Source organism: Faecalicatena sp., from assembly GCF_058819085.1.
In genome coordinates this window covers 40,122-56,957 of the sequence record NZ_JBZUUL010000015.1, presented here as the reverse complement: position 1 = coordinate 56,957, position 16,836 = coordinate 40,122, and the positions used below count along the sequence as shown (strand labels likewise).

11 protein-coding genes are annotated in these 16,836 nt (G+C 47.3%); 7 read left to right on the top strand and 4 right to left on the bottom strand.

Annotated features, from left to right (window positions below):
• Positions 1–53: 53 nt before the first annotated feature.
• Both AC4OGX_RS07650 and AC4OGX_RS07645 read right to left on the bottom strand, forming a co-directional pair.
• A complete protein-coding gene (locus AC4OGX_RS07650; protein WP_493329565.1) occupies positions 54–1,172 on the bottom strand; it encodes a uroporphyrinogen decarboxylase family protein in 1,119 nt (372 codons plus the stop codon).
• An 87-nt stretch (positions 1,173–1,259) separates the two neighbouring features.
• Positions 1,260–3,329 (bottom strand): alpha-amylase family protein, encoded by a 2,070-nt coding sequence (locus tag AC4OGX_RS07645; RefSeq protein WP_493329564.1) that lies wholly within the window; start codon positions 3,327–3,329, stop codon positions 1,260–1,262.
• Positions 3,330–3,719: 390 nt separating this feature from the next.
• On the opposite strand from AC4OGX_RS07645, the gene AC4OGX_RS07640 reads away from it, so the two are divergent.
• The 6 genes from AC4OGX_RS07640 to AC4OGX_RS07615 all read left to right on the top strand — a co-directional run bounded on the left by AC4OGX_RS07640 (position 3,720) and on the right by AC4OGX_RS07615 (position 12,033).
• Positions 3,720–5,090: an ABC transporter substrate-binding protein gene (locus AC4OGX_RS07640; RefSeq protein WP_493329563.1), complete on the top strand. Its 1,371-nt coding sequence runs from the start codon at positions 3,720–3,722 to the stop codon at positions 5,088–5,090.
• A 168-nt stretch (positions 5,091–5,258) separates the two neighbouring features.
• On the top strand, positions 5,259–6,137 hold the full coding sequence (locus AC4OGX_RS07635) for a carbohydrate ABC transporter permease (RefSeq protein WP_493329562.1): 879 nt from the start codon (positions 5,259–5,261) through the stop codon (positions 6,135–6,137).
• A complete protein-coding gene (locus AC4OGX_RS07630) occupies positions 6,137–6,979 on the top strand; it encodes a carbohydrate ABC transporter permease (RefSeq protein ID WP_493329560.1) in 843 nt (280 codons plus the stop codon). The genes AC4OGX_RS07635 and AC4OGX_RS07630 overlap by 1 nt, the downstream gene beginning before the upstream one ends.
• Positions 6,980–6,982: 3 nt before the next feature.
• Positions 6,983–8,158 carry a trans-sulfuration enzyme family protein gene (locus tag AC4OGX_RS07625; protein WP_493329558.1) on the top strand — a complete coding sequence of 392 codons (1,176 nt, stop codon included), beginning with the start codon at positions 6,983–6,985 and terminating at the stop codon, positions 8,156–8,158.
• 47 nt (positions 8,159–8,205) lie between these two features.
• The gene (locus tag AC4OGX_RS07620) at positions 8,206–9,282 is read left to right on the top strand and encodes a uroporphyrinogen decarboxylase family protein (RefSeq protein WP_493329557.1); all 1,077 of its coding nucleotides are present in this window, start codon (positions 8,206–8,208) and stop codon (positions 9,280–9,282) included.
• A gap of 30 nt (positions 9,283–9,312) precedes the next feature.
• The gene (locus AC4OGX_RS07615; RefSeq protein WP_493329556.1) at positions 9,313–12,033 is read left to right on the top strand and encodes a glycosyl hydrolase; all 2,721 of its coding nucleotides are present in this window, start codon (positions 9,313–9,315) and stop codon (positions 12,031–12,033) included.
• 117 nt (positions 12,034–12,150) lie between these two features.
• On the opposite strand, the gene AC4OGX_RS07610 is transcribed toward AC4OGX_RS07615, so the two are convergent.
• The gene (locus tag AC4OGX_RS07610) at positions 12,151–13,491 is read right to left on the bottom strand and encodes a DUF4474 domain-containing protein (protein WP_493329555.1); all 1,341 of its coding nucleotides are present in this window, start codon (positions 13,489–13,491) and stop codon (positions 12,151–12,153) included.
• Positions 13,492–13,752: 261 nt separating this feature from the next.
• Positions 13,753–14,649 carry a YitT family protein gene (locus AC4OGX_RS07605; protein WP_493329553.1) on the bottom strand — a complete coding sequence of 299 codons (897 nt, stop codon included), beginning with the start codon at positions 14,647–14,649 and terminating at the stop codon, positions 13,753–13,755.
• A gap of 230 nt (positions 14,650–14,879) precedes the next feature.
• On the opposite strand from AC4OGX_RS07605, the gene AC4OGX_RS07600 reads away from it, so the two are divergent.
• Complete coding sequence (locus tag AC4OGX_RS07600; RefSeq protein ID WP_493329552.1) at positions 14,880–16,790, top strand: putative bifunctional diguanylate cyclase/phosphodiesterase; 1,911 nt, start codon at positions 14,880–14,882, stop codon at positions 16,788–16,790.
• Positions 16,791–16,836 lie beyond the last annotated feature (46 nt).

Below are 16,836 nucleotides of genomic sequence, written 5' to 3'. Positions count from 1 at the left end.
TGCAGTACAGCATTTTTTTGCCGGGTGCAGAGATTGATCTTTGCCGGGTGCTTTTATTCATCTAAGATTTTTTTCACCTGCTCACAGTAATATTGTACAGTTTCCCAATTGGCATCATCGGGAATCCTATGGTCCGGGCAGGGGATATAGCCGTAAAGTCTGGCAAGCGGTTTCAGGCGCTTAATCTCTTCATCGATGGCTGCGTGATCAAGGGCAAGCAGGTGTTTGCGCATACCGCCGACTCCCTTTACGGCCTTCCCGTACTTTTCACGCCATGGTGCAATACTGGCATCCCAGGTACCGACCTCGATGGGGAACATGGTGTTGACTCCATTTTCCAGCCAGATCGGCAGAAGGGCATCCACCATTCCATCGCAGTCTACGCTGATAATGTCTATTCCATGCGAGTGAAGCAGCGAGGTGATCTTCTTATAAAACGTGGCAGTATATTCTTCAAACATAGCGGGTGAGAGAAGCGGCCCGTTCTTGTAACAGACATCCTCCCAAAAGTGTGCATAGTCAAACGTGATCCCCGAATCAAGGGTTCTCTGTACCGATCTCAGACATAGATCCCCGATCGTTCGGAACATCTCCTCAAGCAGCTCTTCGTCATCCACCGTCATATAGCTTAATCCTACGATTCCCAGATAATCACGGAGACGTCCTATGAGGCTGCCGCAGTGAAGTCCGATGGGATTTCCCTTTTCCTGCTCTTTGATCAGGCGCGCCAGCTCTTCTGATGAAAAGCGTTCCTCCGTATAAGTCAGTCTCGGCAGATAGTATTTCTCCCAGGAGGCCCTGTCTTTCAGCAGATGATCCACCTCAGCGGGAATAGATCTGGCATCTGCGCGCTGAAGGATATAGACACCGTCGCAGTTGATATATTTATCAAAGCCGTCGTCCAGGTGTTCTACAAATCTTTCCTCGAAAAAGGGGAAAAGCTCTGTTGTGGTTACACGTGCTGCATGCCAGCCAAAATCAAAGCCGAGCTTTTGGGAAAGGAGATCCTCGGCTTCATAAGAGTAATCCTCATAGTCCAGGAAATCCTTACTGATATGGCCCTCCCGGACCCATTTTTGAATCACTTCCGGGGTAAATCCAAAATGCACAGCGGGCATCCGGTCCGGTTTCTCATAATTCATGATCGCATGTAGTCGCTCGCGGTTATTCATGATAAATTCCTTTCTTGGTAGAAACGGTCAGGCCGGCCGAAAAGCGATACCAGACTGCCAGCCTGCCGAATAGTTTATTTTCTGCGTTTACTTCCTGCAAATGATGATCTGCTGGAGTGAAAAGTCCGGCAGTGAGATCGTCGTTTTACCGTCAGCGGATGTAAGATCCAATTCTGCATTCACAGGATAGACAACTTCTGCCTGCCGAACCGGAAGCTTTAGCTGTAGAGTACCGCCGCTTATCGGACAGACATCTCCATGGAAACGCTTTGGTATCATGGAGATCTGATGGATGATATAGCTGTCCTCGGTCTCGAAGTAAGCAGTACGGATGATATCAGGAATGGCCGTGATATTTTGTACTGCAGGTACGATATCCGTAAGCCTTAAAATATCCTCAAACAGTTCGTTTGGATACTGGAAGCTCTCCAGGGAAGCCATGGTGAAAAAGTCAAAAGCCATATAGCAGGTGCTGCCTTTTCCCTCCCGGCGGCGGATCAGGGCCGGATAGCCGGAATCTTCCCCCGGCGGCGGACTCCACCAGTTCACCCAGTGCTCCTCATCACAGGCAACACATGGCAGGATCAGGTTCAGAAGCGTTTCACTATCCTCTGCCGCTGTCGTTTCGATAAAATGTTCACTCACAGGAGGCGTTGTCGAGGAGAGCAGACCCGTGAATGTCACGCGGCCTGTCGGTTTTAGGTAAGCGGACCAGCGGTTTTGCTGATACTCGGTATGGATGGTGCTTTCTTTGGTACCCAACAGTCCGGCGATGGTGGAGGCCGGGAGCTTTTCCGAATCTGCACTCCATAAGCCGCTCTGTCCGGAGCTGATAATGACCCCGCCCTTTGCAACATACCGGGTCAGCAGACCGGCTGTGTCCTGTTCGATGACAAAGACTTCCGGCAGGAGGATCACATCAAATTCTTCCAGAAGAGACTCGGTCAGTGTGCGTTCAGGCAGAATCATATATGGGATCTTGGCATGCTCACAGAGCTGCATCGCTCCCAAGACAGCGTTCTGGTGAGGGTTATGCCGTTTTGCCCGAAGGATGGCATCCGGTTCCAGAGACGCAATATTGATCGCCATGGAAAGATCACTTTGTATGATACCCGCACATTTTACCGGAGTCCGTCCGGTGAGGTAAGGCTCCATCTTCTGAATTTCTGCATATGCCGCGCCAAGCCTTCTGGCTTCCTCAAAGTCCAGCGTTCCGTCCATGTGCTGGGAACCGCTGTACATGCCGACCCTTAAGCCCTGGGCGGCGATGGAGGAAAGATCACAGATATATTCGGAGACGGCACTGTAATTGTAGACCTGTGAGGCCTCTCCCGGGGCAAGGATGGGATATTGCCCGATCGCGGTATCACGTGCGTAGGCGGAGGAAAACCAGTTGTCCTTGAGCAGAGGCTCTGAAAACTGATAGTCCAGCATATCACGGATCTCCTTCGGATAATGGCAGGAAAAATTGATAGTGACGGCAAGGGTTGGATCGATTGCCTTGACCCGTCTCTTTAATTCTTCCAGGAATTCTTTTGCGTTGTGGTTTAAAAATGCGATGATATCGGTCTTATGTTTCATCACATCCCCGGAGGCTTCCGGGAGCGGATAGTGATAAATGGATTCAAACTTTTTACGGCAGTTATCACAATAACACAGGGAAGCGCCGAAAATATCGAGAAACAGTGCGTCAGGGGCATAGTTTTTTACGATCTCCTCTAATTGCAGCAGACAGTATTCCCGGTATCCGGTCTGATAGCAGCAGAGGCTCCATTTTGCAAATTCATCGTCCCGTATCCGTCCGGTGCCGTCCGGCTTGGTGACTCTCCATTCAGGGAACTGCCTTGCGGCCCCTTCATCATACTCGATACAATAATAGGCTACAAATTCGATTTCCTTTTCTTTTAATCTTGTACTGACCTCTTTGATCCAGTCCCCCTTGATCCCCTTATGCATCCTGGCACCGGGAACCTGGCTGGGATAATATGTGACACCCCAGTGGTCCTTGCAGTATACCATAAGGGAATCAATGCCTGCTGTTTCGAAAAAGGCATCGTATTCGTCAATATCAAGATGATTCAATAGAATATCCGGGGGTTGGGGGGAGTGATGATCGATCAAGTAGCATCGTCTGGTAGCAGTGTATTTTTTACTCATCTCTAATTCAGCAATATGTAATTGATATTGCCTGACTCCTTTCTGTTGTAACAACTTGAGTTCTGTATATTTGCTGTATAAGTGTTATGGAAATGGAGCAGAGAAGGGGGAAAGTATATTAAGGTAAGGATATAGAAAATGTACTGACTTGTCAAGTGCAAATAAAAAGTTGAGTAAGGAAAAATAGACAAAAAATGAAAGAAAAAATTAGATAAAAAGTATAAATGCAACAAAAATATTGACAAGGGATAAATGAGATGTTAGTATTATTGCATAAGTGGTCAGACCGGAAATACCTCACGAAAGTGACGGGGAAGAACCAGTTAAGGGAGAAAAGTATTCATTCAGGCCATCTGGTATTGTGGTTTGAAAAGAAAAAGGAGGAAGTTTATGAAAAAAAGGATTTTGGCAGCATTGATGGCAGCTACGATGGCAGCCGGACTGTTGGCCGGATGTGGATCATCCGGCAAGGATTCATCAAAAGATTCATCCAAGGGCTCTGACGGGAAGGCATCACTTCGTTTTATCGATGTCAGCCCAAGCCCGGAACGTCAGAAGTATTTTGAGAACGTATTTGCCAAGTTCGAGGATGAGACCGGCGTTGCAGTAAAATACGAGAGTGTTCCGTGGGATGATGCGGCTGATAAGCTGACCGTTCTCGGTTCATCGGGACAGCTGCCGGATGTCATCACAACACATCCGCTGTGGCTCGGACAGTTTACAGAGGCAGACTGGGTGATCCCGATCGATGACTATGTAGAAGAGAACGGAGACCAGTTCGTGGACGCGGTACAGAAGATCAACTGGGCACAGGAAAAAGAGAGATACGGACATGTGTATTCCATCCCGGACGGCTTCATGGTAAAAGGAATCTTCTATAGGAAAGACTGGGTAAAAGAGATCGGATATGAGATCCCGACAGGAAAAGACTGGACGTATGATGCATACTTCGATCTGATCAAGGCTTTGACAGACAAAGATAAGAAGCGTTACGGCAACTCCTTCCGCGGAGCAAGAGGAGCATTTGACCCGCTGCTTGCATATCTGCAGTCATTTACCGGCGGTTATGTATTCGATGAGGAAGGAAACTTCATCCTGAATACTCCGGAATGTGTAGAAGCAGTTGAGAAATGGTGCGAGATCTACAAGGACGGCTATGTACCAGAGGATTCCGTTAACTGGGGATTTGTCGAGATGGTAGATAACTTCACAGGGGGATTAACAGGAACGATCTCCAACGATTCCGAGGTTGCAAAGGCATGTGAAGAGAAGATGGACCCGGAGACATGGGGCGTTCTTCCGATGCCGGTATCTACTGTTGACGGCAAGATGATGAATACAGCCGGAAGTCCGTACTCCTATACGATCGCTAAGAGCTCAGAGCATCCGGAGGAAGCACTTGAGCTGATCGATTTCCTCGTAAGAGCGGACAACAACATCGAATACTGCAAGATGGGCGGCCTGATCCCGATCAAGAAGGATGTCGGAGATGACGAGACATACGGAGAGAACGGACCTTATGGAGTATTCTTAGACGAATTGAATGACCCTAACTTTACAGTTCCGCCGATGTATGGTCCTTTCAACTATACAGACCTTCATCAGGACATGTTCCACACAGAACTGCAGAAGTATCTGCTTGGACAACAGTCAGCAGAAGATGTACTGAACCATATCGGAGATGAGCTTACCACCCGCATGAAACAGTATCTGGCTGACAACGAAGGTTCTACGATCGAAACACCTAAGACAATGCAGTAAAATGGGACAGAGAACATTTTAGTGGAATAGGGTAATAAAAAGGGGGTTAATGTGAAGGTTAAAAAACATTAACCCCCTTATGCTTTATCCAAAAGAGGTAAGCCCTATCCAAAGGAGTGTTTTATGACACCAGCTGTATGATAAAAAATAAAGGAGACTGATACCTACATGAAAAAGAAAATGGAACCCTGGCTGTTTTTACTTCCTGTTCTGGTAATTTTGCTGCTGCTGTTCGGTTATCCGCTGATCAACAGTTTCATCATGGCATTTCAGAATTATAAGCTGACAGCCCCGAATGATATTCATTTTAATGGTTTTGAAAACTTTGCGAAACTGGTGGGTGACCCGGACGGTCTGATGATTTTGAAGAATTCCTTCATCTATGTAATTGTTTCTGTGCTCGGTCAGTTTCTGCTGGGAATGACTCTGGCGGTAGCTTTGAAAAAGCAGTTCAAGGGCAGGGGGCTCTACCAGTCCATCGTATTCCTTCCCTGGGCTTTTTCAGGCTTTGTAGTTGGTTTGATCTTCCGCTGGTCATTTAATGGAGAGTATGGTGTAGTAAATAACCTGCTTGAAAAATTTGGATTGATCGACAAGAATATTGCCTGGCTGGGTACGCCCGGATTTTCACTGGCGGTCGTCATCATAGCGATGATCTGGATGGGGATCCCCTTCTTTGCGATCATGATACTGGCAGCGCTGCAGTCGATCCCGACAGATGTCTATGAGGCGGCGGATGTGGATGGCTGCGGGACTGTAAGGCAGTTTTTCCAGATCACACTTCCATACATAAAGCCGACGCTGATCACAACGGTCCTGTTAAGAACGATCTGGATCTTTAACTCACTGGACCTTGTCGTTATCATTACGGACGGCGGGCCGGCAAATACATCGCAGACCCTCCCGGCGTATATGTATTCTAAGGCGTTCGGATCATATGATTTCGGATTTGCGGCTGCACTGGGTGTGATCTTGATGGTGATCTTGGGAATCTATGCAATGGCATTCCTAAAACTTACCAAATATGATAAGGCAGGTGATTTTTAATGAGCAGAAAAACGAAAAATGCAATCGGAACGGCCATACGTGTCATTATTTTGATCTTCTTCTTTTTACTGGTTGTACTTCCGATCTATTGGATAGTGATCACCTCTTTTAAAACCAGCGGTGAGATTCTGGATGTAAATAACCTGACCTTCTTCCCGAAGACATTTACCTGGCAGAACTATACAGATCTGTTTGAACAGTTTAATTATGGTGTGCTGCTGCAAAACAGCCTCCTGGTATCTGTTGCTTCTGCACTGGTGGTGACGGTATTCTCCATGCTGGGCGGATACTCGCTGGCGCGTTATAAGTTCAATGGAAAACAGGCAGTGGTCCTTTTTTTCCTGATCACGCAGATGATCCCTGGAATTTTAGTCATTATTCCACTGTATATCATCTTTTCAAAGATGGGGCTGATCAATACACATATCGGTCTGTTCATATACTATGTAACAGTCAATCTGCCGTTCTGTGTCATTACGATGCGCAGTTTCTTTGAGCGGATACCTGTAACACTGGAGGAGGCAGCAAGAGTAGACGGATGCACGAAGATGCAGTCCCTGTTTAAGATCGTGTTCCCGATCATGTTCCCGGGTATTGTTTCCGTATTTGTATTTGGTTTTATCGGGGCATGGAACGAATTGATCGCAGGGTCCATCTTTATCAGTACACCGGAGATGTGGACCATCCCGGTAGGACTTAAGACATTGATCGGAAAGTATAACGTAGAATGGGGACTGTTGATGGCCGGCGGTGTCATGGCACTTCTGCCTACGGCACTGATGTTTGCGGCTATGCAGAAATTTATTGTAGAAGGGATGACAGCGGGGGCTGTGAAGGAGTAAACTATGCAGAGAAGGGAAGACAGATTAGCGATCACACATCTGGGAGAGGAGCAGGAAAAATATCTGAATGCGGTAGTGCCGCCGGTATTTATGAATTCCCTCCATATTTTTGATAGTATGGAAGCCTATGCGGCACGGGGGGGAAATCAGGCATATGTATATGGAAGGGCAGCGAACCCGACAGTACATATTTTAGAGGAAAAGGTGGCAGCTCTGGAAAAGGGATGCATGGCAATTGCATTTTCCAGCGGAATGGCAGCAGCATCGGCGGCGATCCTCGCCGTATGCCGTGCCGGAAGCCATATCATCTGTATGAGGGATGTTTATCAGCCCATCAAAAATATCCTGAACCAGTACTTTATCCCCAGGCTTGGGATCACGGTATCCTACTGGGACGGTCTGGATCTAAATAAGCTGGAGGCGCTGATCCGGGAAAATACGGCGATGCTCCTTCTGGAAAGCCCGGCTACGTTTGTGTTCACGGTAACGGATATCCAAGGGGTCGCGGAAATCGCCCGGGCACACGGGGTAAAGACGTATATAGACAATACCTTCTGTACACCGCTTTATCAAAAGCCGCTTACCATGGGAGTGGATATTTCCATGCATACCTTATCGAAGTATATCGGAGGCCACAGTGATATTATCGGCGGGATCCTTGTCGTGAAGGATGGGGAATTGGGAGAGTTGATCCGGGATACCATCCGGGAATTATTCGGCGGCATCTTAGGACCGATGGAGGCATGGCTTGCGATCCGCGGCCTGCGTACCATGCATCTGCGTGTGGAGCAGCATCAGCAGACAGCGATGACCGTGGCAGAATATCTGGAGCATCATCCATTGGTGGAGCGGGTTTACTATACCGGGCTGAAATCTCATCCCCAGGCTGAATTGATCAGGAAACAGCAGACAGGGCATACGGGGCTTCTGAGCTTCGTATTAAAGAGTGAGCCGCAGAAAGCTATCGATGTTGTAAATAAGCTGAATATATTTGAGATCGGATGCTCCTGGGGCGGGTTTGAGAGCCTGGCATTGTGTCCACTGATACATTATTCAGAGGAGGAACTGGAATTTCTGAACCTGGACGGGCACGACAGGGGGCTGATCCGTATCCATTGCGGCCTGGAAGGGGCGGATGTGCTGATCGAGGATCTGGAACAGGCTTTAAAGAAAGCTTAAAAGGAAATCAGGTACCGGTATACAGGACAAGATATAAGAGGGAATATATGACAAATCGAGAAAGAGAATGTGCAACCTTAAATTTTGAAGATACAAAGGGGCGCGGCTCCATAGAGGAGACCTTCTATCCGTGGGATCTGACGGTAGAACGGTTTCGGCAGGAGGGGCTTGTTGAAGAAATTGCAGAAGGGCTGACAGGAGAGGATAAAGAGCTTCCTTCGGATACGGAAGCATTTCTTAAGGTTCGGTTTGGCGATCCGGTCATGGCCTTTGAGGAGCTGCTCGGCTTCGACCCTGTCAGAAGGGTGAAGTTCGAGTTTCCATTCGGAGAAGAGAACGGGATCATCCTGCATTCCTATGAGGAATGGACGGCCCTGAAAGAGAATCTGGAAGCAGAGATGGCACGCTGCCTGACGGAAGAAAAGATTGAAAAAGCATGCGGGCACATGCGGTTAGGACATGAGAGGGGAGATTTTTCGGTACGCATGAGCCTGCAGGGATTCTTCTGGATTCCCAGAGAACTCTTCGGGGTGGAAGAGCATTTATTTGCTTTTTATGATGAGCCGGATTGGATGCATGAGATCAACAGTGTGATCCTGGATCTGTATGAAAGATATCTTCCGGGAATCTTGAAAGTAATTCAGCCGGATGTCATCTATATCCAGGAGGATCTAAGCGGTAAGAACGGGCCGATGATCTCCCCTAAGTGTTTCCGGGAGTTTGTCGGGAGCTATTATAAAAAGCTGATCCCCTTCCTGAAAAGCTACGGATGTCAAAATGTGTTCGTAGATACAGATGGGGATTTCATGAAGCTGATCCCGGAGTTTATAGAAGCCGGCGTGGATGGATTTCTGCCTATGGATGTGAATGCAGGAATGGATATCATTGCTGTGAGAGAGGCATATCCCGGCCTGAAGTTCATCGGAGGATTTAACAAGCTGAGTATCGCAGAAGGAAAAGAGGCAATCGACCGGGAGTTCGAACGGATACTGCCTGTGGTCAGGCAGGGAGGCTACCTCCCCGGGGCTGACCATCAGGTCCCGCCGTCAGCTTCCTTTGAAAATTATAAGTATTATATCAGCAGACTGAAAGAAATTATGCAGCAGGCCTGTGTGGATACATAAGTCTTCGCAGGCAGTCAGGAGGAGGCAGTAGTGAAGAAAGAGGATGTAAGACATCAGCTATTACACCCGCGCAGAGAGGCCAAAGGCCGGACCAGATGGTGGTGGTATGGCTGCGCTGTTGAAAAGGAAGAAATAATCCGGGAGCTGGATCTGATGCAGGAGGCAGAGATCGGAGGTGTAGAATTACAGATTTTATATCCGTTACAGGCAGATGAGAAAGAAAAAGGTTTACAAAATCACGAATATCTATCTCCTGAGTATTTTGAACTGATTCGCTTTGCGGCGGATGAGGCGAGGAAAAGAGAGATGCAGTTTGACCTGACCTTAGGCTCATCGTGGCCGTTCGGCGGTCCGTTTTTACCGGAAGAATTAAGCGGGCAGAATGTGCTGCCGTTTAGTATTGATGTGGAGGGGCCGTGTACATTTTACAAGGACCTTACAACTGTGATCTATGGCAGGGTAGTAGGCGCGGTGCTTGGCAGGATGGAGGGGGCCCGGATGCTGCCGGAGACGATCGTCGACATTACGGAGCATGTGGTGGATAAATACCTGTTTAACTGGCCGTGGGGGACAGAGATCGAAGACATCAGCATTCCAGAGGGGCTGCATAAGATCGTTCTTTTTGTTTCCAGTGATAAAAAGCAGAGGGTGTTGAAGCCGCTGCGGGGAGGAGAGGGGCTGATCATCGACCATAACAGAAAGGATTCGCTTCGAACGTTTTTGGAGTATGGCGGAGATCCCCTTGTGGAGGCGGTGGGACAGGGAAAGATCCAGAACTTTTTCTGTGATTCCATCGAGGTCTTCGGACATAACTGGACAGATATTCTGTATGAAGAATTCAGAAAGAGAAGAGGCTATGAGCTGAGACCTTACATTTATGCACTCTGGGGTGAGATCAAGGGAATGACGGATCAGATCAGATATGATTACCAGAAGACCATGGCTGAGCTGACCGTAGAAAACTTTTTCCGGGAGCTGACAGCATGGTGTCATGAAAAGGGGGCGGCTTCCAGGATCCAGGCCCATGGGACCTGGGGAGATATCCTGCAGGCGTACGGGGCCGCGGATATCCCGGAAGGGGAGACGTTTTCTGCTTTTGACAGATATGAGGTGAATACAGTACATAGAAGGCTGGCCGTTTCGGCAGGACATGTATACCATAAGCCGGTGATCTCAAATGAGTCTTTTACGTGGCTGCGTTTTCCGCGGTTTGTGGTATCATTAGAAAATATAAAAGCAGCGGCAGACAGTATTTTCCTGGACGGGATCAACCAGATCGTAAACCATGGCTATAGCTACAGTAAGGATGATGACGAGAGGATGCTGGCATTCTATGCTTCTACGAACATCAATCATACCAATACATGGTGGAAATATTATAAGAAGATCAGTGTCTACATCAACCGGGTCTGTGACTTCATGCAGCGCGGCAGACCGGTCGTAACGACGGCGGTCTATCTTCCGCAGCATGATATCTGGGCAGAGACTCCCATTGCCGATACACATATGTGCATGAAGCTGGATGAAAGACTGGGGGTTCCCTGCATCGATGGAATTCAGAAGGCCGGATACTGGTTTGATTATGTGAATGACGATGTATTGGAAAATTGGGAAGAATACGATTATGATACCCTGCTTCTGATCGAATGTGACCATATTCCTCTAGAGTCTATGAAGAGGATCTGCAGGCTTGCGGAAAATGGAGGAAGAGTCATCGCAGCAGAGAGGCTTCCTAACAGATCGTGCGGAAGGATGCAGTATGAGGAACGGACTGCAGAAATCTGCCGGATCGGACGCAAGATGCTGGAGCAGGGAAAGCTCACGGTCACTGCGGATAAATTCGACAGCCTGCTTAAGGCACTGCGCAGTGTAAAAGCACCGGATGTATCTATCTATGAGCATCCTGATGTAGTAGGATATGTACATAGACGGACAGAGAGTGAAGATATATATTTTGTTTCTAATGTTAGTAAAAATGATATTAAAGAAATAATTAAATTTACAGGGTGTAAGACGGGATTCAGTGTGTTTGACCCTATGGATGGAAAAGAGAAGGCCGTGCACCGCATGAGAAGCACCGAAGATGGGGTGGAAGTCGGGATCGATCTGGAGGCCTATCAGTCTCTGCTGTTTGTGTTTAGTGAGGAGATGGAGTTTCCTCCTATGAAAGAAGCGGAGGAGACAGAAGAAATTCATGTGGATCTTTCAGATGGATGGGTACTGGAGGTTCCTGAGTGTAATTTCGGAAAAGAATATGATGTACTGACAAGCTGGGAAAAAGAACCGGAGCTAAGATATTATTCCGGTCCCGGCAGGTATCACAAAACATTTTCCCTGACAGAGGAGGCATGGCAGAGCCTGCAGGATTCAAAGAGAGTAATGCTGAATCTGGAACATTTGGGGGAGACTGCGGAAATATACATAAACGGAACTTTCGTGGAAACGGTCATAAAGCATCCTTACCGTACGGATATAACCGGATTGTTAAAAAAGGGAGAAAATAAGATTGAGATTATTGCGGTGAATCTTTTGATCAACCGGATGATCGACCCGGAATATCCGGAAAGGCTCGAAGAAAAGATCCTGCCGGAATGGCCCTATGCATCGGGCGGCCTGAATGAGTGCAGAAAAGAACGGCTCTTTAACTGGAGGGAGAGGGAGAGGGTGAAGGAACCACTGCCTTCCGGCATTTGGGGAAAAGTTAAGATCGTTGGATGTAAAAGAAGGATCGGGGGCGCAGCGTCTGATTAGGCAGGAGTAAAGGAATCAAAGAATAAGAAGACTGTGTTGTATCAGGGAATGCAGAACAGGCTGCTTTTGGCAGGCTGTTCTGCATTCCTTTTTGGGGGTGTTGTCAAGGGTTGAGACTTATAAAAAATCGTCCTCATCATGTGTATCATAATCTTCCTGTTCATTGAGATTTCCGTATCGTAAATCTCGTGTATACTGACGCTCTTCATAAGTGAAGTCCTGCGTTTGGTTACGGTAGTCTATCTCATAGGAATTTTGGTTTCTCTGACGGGGCTGGTTCCCTTGCTGAGGGAAGCACTGTCTTTGATGACATGGCTGGCAGTGATGCGGCGGGCAGGGGTGCACATAGGGCTGCGGACAAGGCGGTTCAGGTCTCGGACACACCGGAGGCGGGCATGGGCAAGGCGGTTCAGGCCTCGGACACACCGGAGGCGGGCACGGACATGGCCCAGGCGGGCACGGACACACCGGAGGCGGACACGGATGTACCGGTGGGTGCGGATCTGGATCCGGTCCGGGCTCTGGTCTGCTTCCTCCCAGCCAGTCTTGGATCCAATCGAATGCCTCATATACTCCTCTTGCATAAAGGGAATCTATGAAGATCTGATATAGTTCAGGCGCCATGGCCTTCAAATACTCCAGTTTATCCAGGGTATCGCTGTATTTTCCGGTTGTAAATTCATAGAGTCTGCAGTTATTCCTGTTTGTCTTCTGGACAAGGGCTTCCCTGATCTTGCTGCGTGACTCTGTCTGAGGGAAATGCGGAGTTGTATAGTGAATGGAAACAGTATTCCTTGAAACAGAATATTCTTTTCTGCGGTATCCCAGCTTTGTCAGGCTTTCGACAAATGCATTTCTCATGCCTCGGTCTGGAAATGTGATCTTAGCATCCATGGTCAGCTGGCTGGTTTCAGAGAACATTCCCAGTTTAAATCCGGTCAGCCACCAGTGGACGGAATTGCGCTTAAGGATCACTTTTTTGTTTCTGCGCAGTACAAATGACATTTTCAATCTTTCATTATCAGAAATATTTTCGTAGAAGGTGCCCTTAAATTTATCGGAATCTATATCGTTTTGCTCGGTATGATAGATACCGATCTCTGCGCCGGTGGTGATACCGTACTGACCCTTCCAAAGCTCGATCAGCCAGCGTTTTCCGGCGTAGGAAAAGGTGACGGGCTCGCAGTCCATGATCATATTGAACAGCGGAGCAGCCTCATCATAAAGATGACAGTAACCGACCTTGCGCTGCCAGCAGTCCATAAGGGAATAGAAATAGTCTCCTTTTAGTTCGTAGGCAAAACCAGTCTCTTCCAGGTCTGCATTCAGCTCGTTTTGCTGGTTAAGTTTGTTGCTGTCAGGCCGGAAACGGCGGCTTCTGATCCGCCATATGAGGAAGACCAACAAGATCGCGATGACAAGGATCACTGCTGCGATTATGAGATAATTGGTGATCATGATATTTTATCCTTTCTCTTACATTATTAGTATATTTTATTCCGCGGAGATCTTTTCGTGACGGACAGTATGTGTGATATGGTTTTCTATTCCTTTTTTTAGGAAAGGGCTTTATGTGGACCAGCAGGAAGACGGAAGCGGGACGAAGAAAAGAAGCAGGAAGAAGTCGTTTTACTGGTATCAGCGGGTGATCAAAACGAATGAAGAATTATAGAATCATAAAGACGAAGAGGGCTTAAAGAGGAGAAAAGGCTGCACCCATCAGGGGTACAGCCTTTTCTCGAAGTTGCCCGAAACAGAGCAGCCTTCTGTAAAGATCATAAATGCATTCGGGTCGATACTTCGTACGATCCGTTTTAACTGGTTGACTTCATATTTAGAGATCACAACAAACAGGATATAGGATGTCTGGTTCGTATAGGCCCCGGCACCATCCCAGTTGGTAACACCGCGTCCGGTCTGCTCGATGATCGCTCTTGAGATGCCAAGCTTTTTCGTAAAGATCATGACACTCATATTAATATTCTGGATATGTACACGGTCACAGGCGATGGAGTAGATCACACCATAGATCAGAGAGTAAATTACGATCTCAATATTAAACATCAAAAGACAGATTCCATATACAAAGAAGTTGATGATAATGGAGACCTTTCCAACACTAAAGCCTGGAAACTTCTTTGAAAAATAGATTCCCAGGATGTCCTGTCCGCCGCCGGAGCTTCCGCCGCGCAGGATCATGCCTGAGCCGGTACCTGCGATGATGCCGCCGATGACACATGCTGTCAGGTAATCATCAATGACCGGAGCAGCCGGGACCGGGATAAAGGTCAGTGCGGCTGTCTGGATGATGATGGTGATGATGGAGCGCCCGAAAAATTCTTTTCCCATCTTACTCCATGCCATATAGATCAGCGGGATATTGATCAGAAAGTAGATGATACCCGCGATATCTGTCTGGCCGAATGAAAAATGGAATACGCTTACAATGAGTGTACGGATCAACTGGGAAATACCCATGAATCCTCCGTTATATAAGGAGAGTGGGGCGATGAATATATTCAGCCCGAATGCAAACATGACCGAGCCGAGTACGGCATTCCCCATCCCGAATAAACGCTGTCTCTGTTGATTGTCTAGCTTGTTAAATAATGACATCTTAATTTCCTCCGCTACAGTACTAAAGTTATCTGACGTGTATTCATTCTAGCACTTCGATTTCATCATTACAAGACAAAAATAATGAAATTCTATTATAGTTCTTTATAGCTGCATAAACTGGCATTATCTCTGACATTATCTATAGGAAGAATGGAAAAAAATTCTTTGAATCATGGCAATATATGATATAATATATTCATTAATGTCAAATAAGTTGGAGTGTATTTATGATGCTGTGGTCGTTAGCTGGAGAGTGCATGGCTTTTATAGTCATTTTTGTTTTAATGCTGTATTTTTACGAGAAGAGGTCTGTTGTCAATATAAGAGTCAGGCTTTACAGGAGCTGCCTATGGCTTTCTATGCTGTCGATCATATGGAATGCCGTATGTGTGAGCTTGATCGAACATTCGGATGTGGTCCCATATTGGCTGAATATGCTCATGAACAGCACATATTTTATGCTTACCGTCATTGTATGCTCTCTGATCGCAGCATATGTATTTATTAAGATGCTGGAACATGTATATGACAAGAAGTGCCTGAGGAGGGCCTTTTGCGGACTGGCAGTGGTGAATGTGCTTTATCTGGCAGCTCTTCTCTATAATCTGGAATCAGGGATCATCTTTTACTTTGACCAGGCGGGGAACTATCACAGAGGGCCGGTTAACAGCCTGGGATATGGAGCGATGATGGTGGAGATCATCATGATCTATCTTTGCTTTTGTAAGAATCGTCCCAGTGTCAGCCAGTCGGTGGTTCGGATCATCTATACACTGCCGCCGATTATGGCTCTTTTGTGTCTTTTCCAATTTACATATCCGCAGATGATCATGAATGGAACGGGGATGGCGATTGCCGATCTGATCCTTTTTATCAGCTTTCAGGCCAGGGAGTTAAAGAGGGATCATCTGACAATGGCCGGGAACAGGGAGAGCTTTTATGAAAATATTTCTCTGAGGCTTGCAGGAGAGCAGCAATTTCAGATCATCCTCATTGCCCTGAGAAAGTTCGATATCATCAATAAGAATTATGGACACCAGAAGGGAGACGAATTCCTTTATACGATCGCAACAGAGCTGAAAAGGCTGATTCCGCGGGCAGAGGTATTTCGGTTCGGCAATGTTGAGTTTGGGCTGATCATTCCATGGAAATCTCCTGAGCAGTCTGCTGAGAATTACAGGCTGATCCAGAAGCGGTTTCAGGACGGCTGGACCGTAGAGTGGATTCATACACATATCAGGACTGCTTTCATGTATCTGGATTATGTGGGACAGCATTGTACGCCGTCCCAGCTGATGGATTATATCGAGTTCGGGATACAGAGGGCCAAGGACACACCGTCTCATGATGTCCACTTTACAGAGACAGTAATGAAGGAGTATGAAGAAGAAAAGAAGATCCTTGAGATCATGCAGCAGTCGGTGGAACAGAGACGCTTCCGGGTATGGTACCAGCCGGTCAACCATTTAAAAAGCGGTTTCTGCTCCGCGGAGGCTCTGCTCAGGCTGAATGACTATGATGGAAATCCAGTTCCTCCTTCCCGCTTCATCCCGATCGCAGAGGAGTCTGGCATGATTGATGATCTCAGCTGGATCGTGCTGGAGGAGGTATGCGAGTTATTAGAGAAAAATCCGGAAAGTCAGGTGAAGAGCATTTCCATCAATCTGTCCATGCAGCAGTTTGCGGATGCAGGGCTGGAAAAGAGGATCCTGGACTGTCTAAAGCGCCACCATCTGAAACCGGACAGATTAAAGATAGAGGTGACGGAGCGGGTACTTCTGCAGGATATGTCATATATGAAGAATGTGATGTATAATATGAACCGTGCGGGGATTGGATTTTATCTGGATGATTTTGGAACCGGGTATTCGAATCTTGCGAGTGTCCTGGAATTCCCATTTGAGTGCGTGAAGCTGGATAGAAGCCTTCTGATCGGTTTCCCGGGAAATCCGGATTCTGAGATGCTGGTAAAGACCTTGATCGAGCTTTTCCACAGCATGGGAGAGAAGGTCATTGTGGAAGGCGTCGAGGACGCGGCACAGGCAGAGCTGATAAAAGGAATGGGGGCCGACCGCATCCAGGGATATTATTACAGCAAACCGCTTCCTGAGGAGACATTTGAAAAATATTATTTATAAATCTCCCCTTTTTTCTGACAAAATGAGTTATAATAGAACTAACTAA

What these genes read in the sequence shown, in the direction of transcription:
- AC4OGX_RS07640 (WP_493329563.1), top strand. Translation starts at nt 3,720, where the DNA reads ATGAAAAAAAGGATTTTGGCAGCATTGATGGCAGCTACGATGGCAGCC.
- AC4OGX_RS07650 (WP_493329565.1), bottom strand. Translation starts at nt 1,172, where the DNA reads ATGAATAACCGCGAGCGACTACATGCGATCATGAATTATGAGAAACCG.
- AC4OGX_RS07625 (WP_493329558.1), top strand. Translation starts at nt 6,983, where the DNA reads ATGCAGAGAAGGGAAGACAGATTAGCGATCACACATCTGGGAGAGGAG.
- AC4OGX_RS07610 (WP_493329555.1), bottom strand. Translation starts at nt 13,491, where the DNA reads ATGATCACCAATTATCTCATAATCGCAGCAGTGATCCTTGTCATCGCG.
- AC4OGX_RS07605 (WP_493329553.1), bottom strand. Translation starts at nt 14,649, where the DNA reads ATGTCATTATTTAACAAGCTAGACAATCAACAGAGACAGCGTTTATTC.
- AC4OGX_RS07630 (WP_493329560.1), top strand. Translation starts at nt 6,137, where the DNA reads ATGAGCAGAAAAACGAAAAATGCAATCGGAACGGCCATACGTGTCATT.
- AC4OGX_RS07645 (WP_493329564.1), bottom strand. Translation starts at nt 3,329, where the DNA reads ATGAGTAAAAAATACACTGCTACCAGACGATGCTACTTGATCGATCAT.
- AC4OGX_RS07600 (WP_493329552.1), top strand. Translation starts at nt 14,880, where the DNA reads ATGATGCTGTGGTCGTTAGCTGGAGAGTGCATGGCTTTTATAGTCATT.
- AC4OGX_RS07620 (WP_493329557.1), top strand. Translation starts at nt 8,206, where the DNA reads ATGACAAATCGAGAAAGAGAATGTGCAACCTTAAATTTTGAAGATACA.
- AC4OGX_RS07635 (WP_493329562.1), top strand. Translation starts at nt 5,259, where the DNA reads ATGAAAAAGAAAATGGAACCCTGGCTGTTTTTACTTCCTGTTCTGGTA.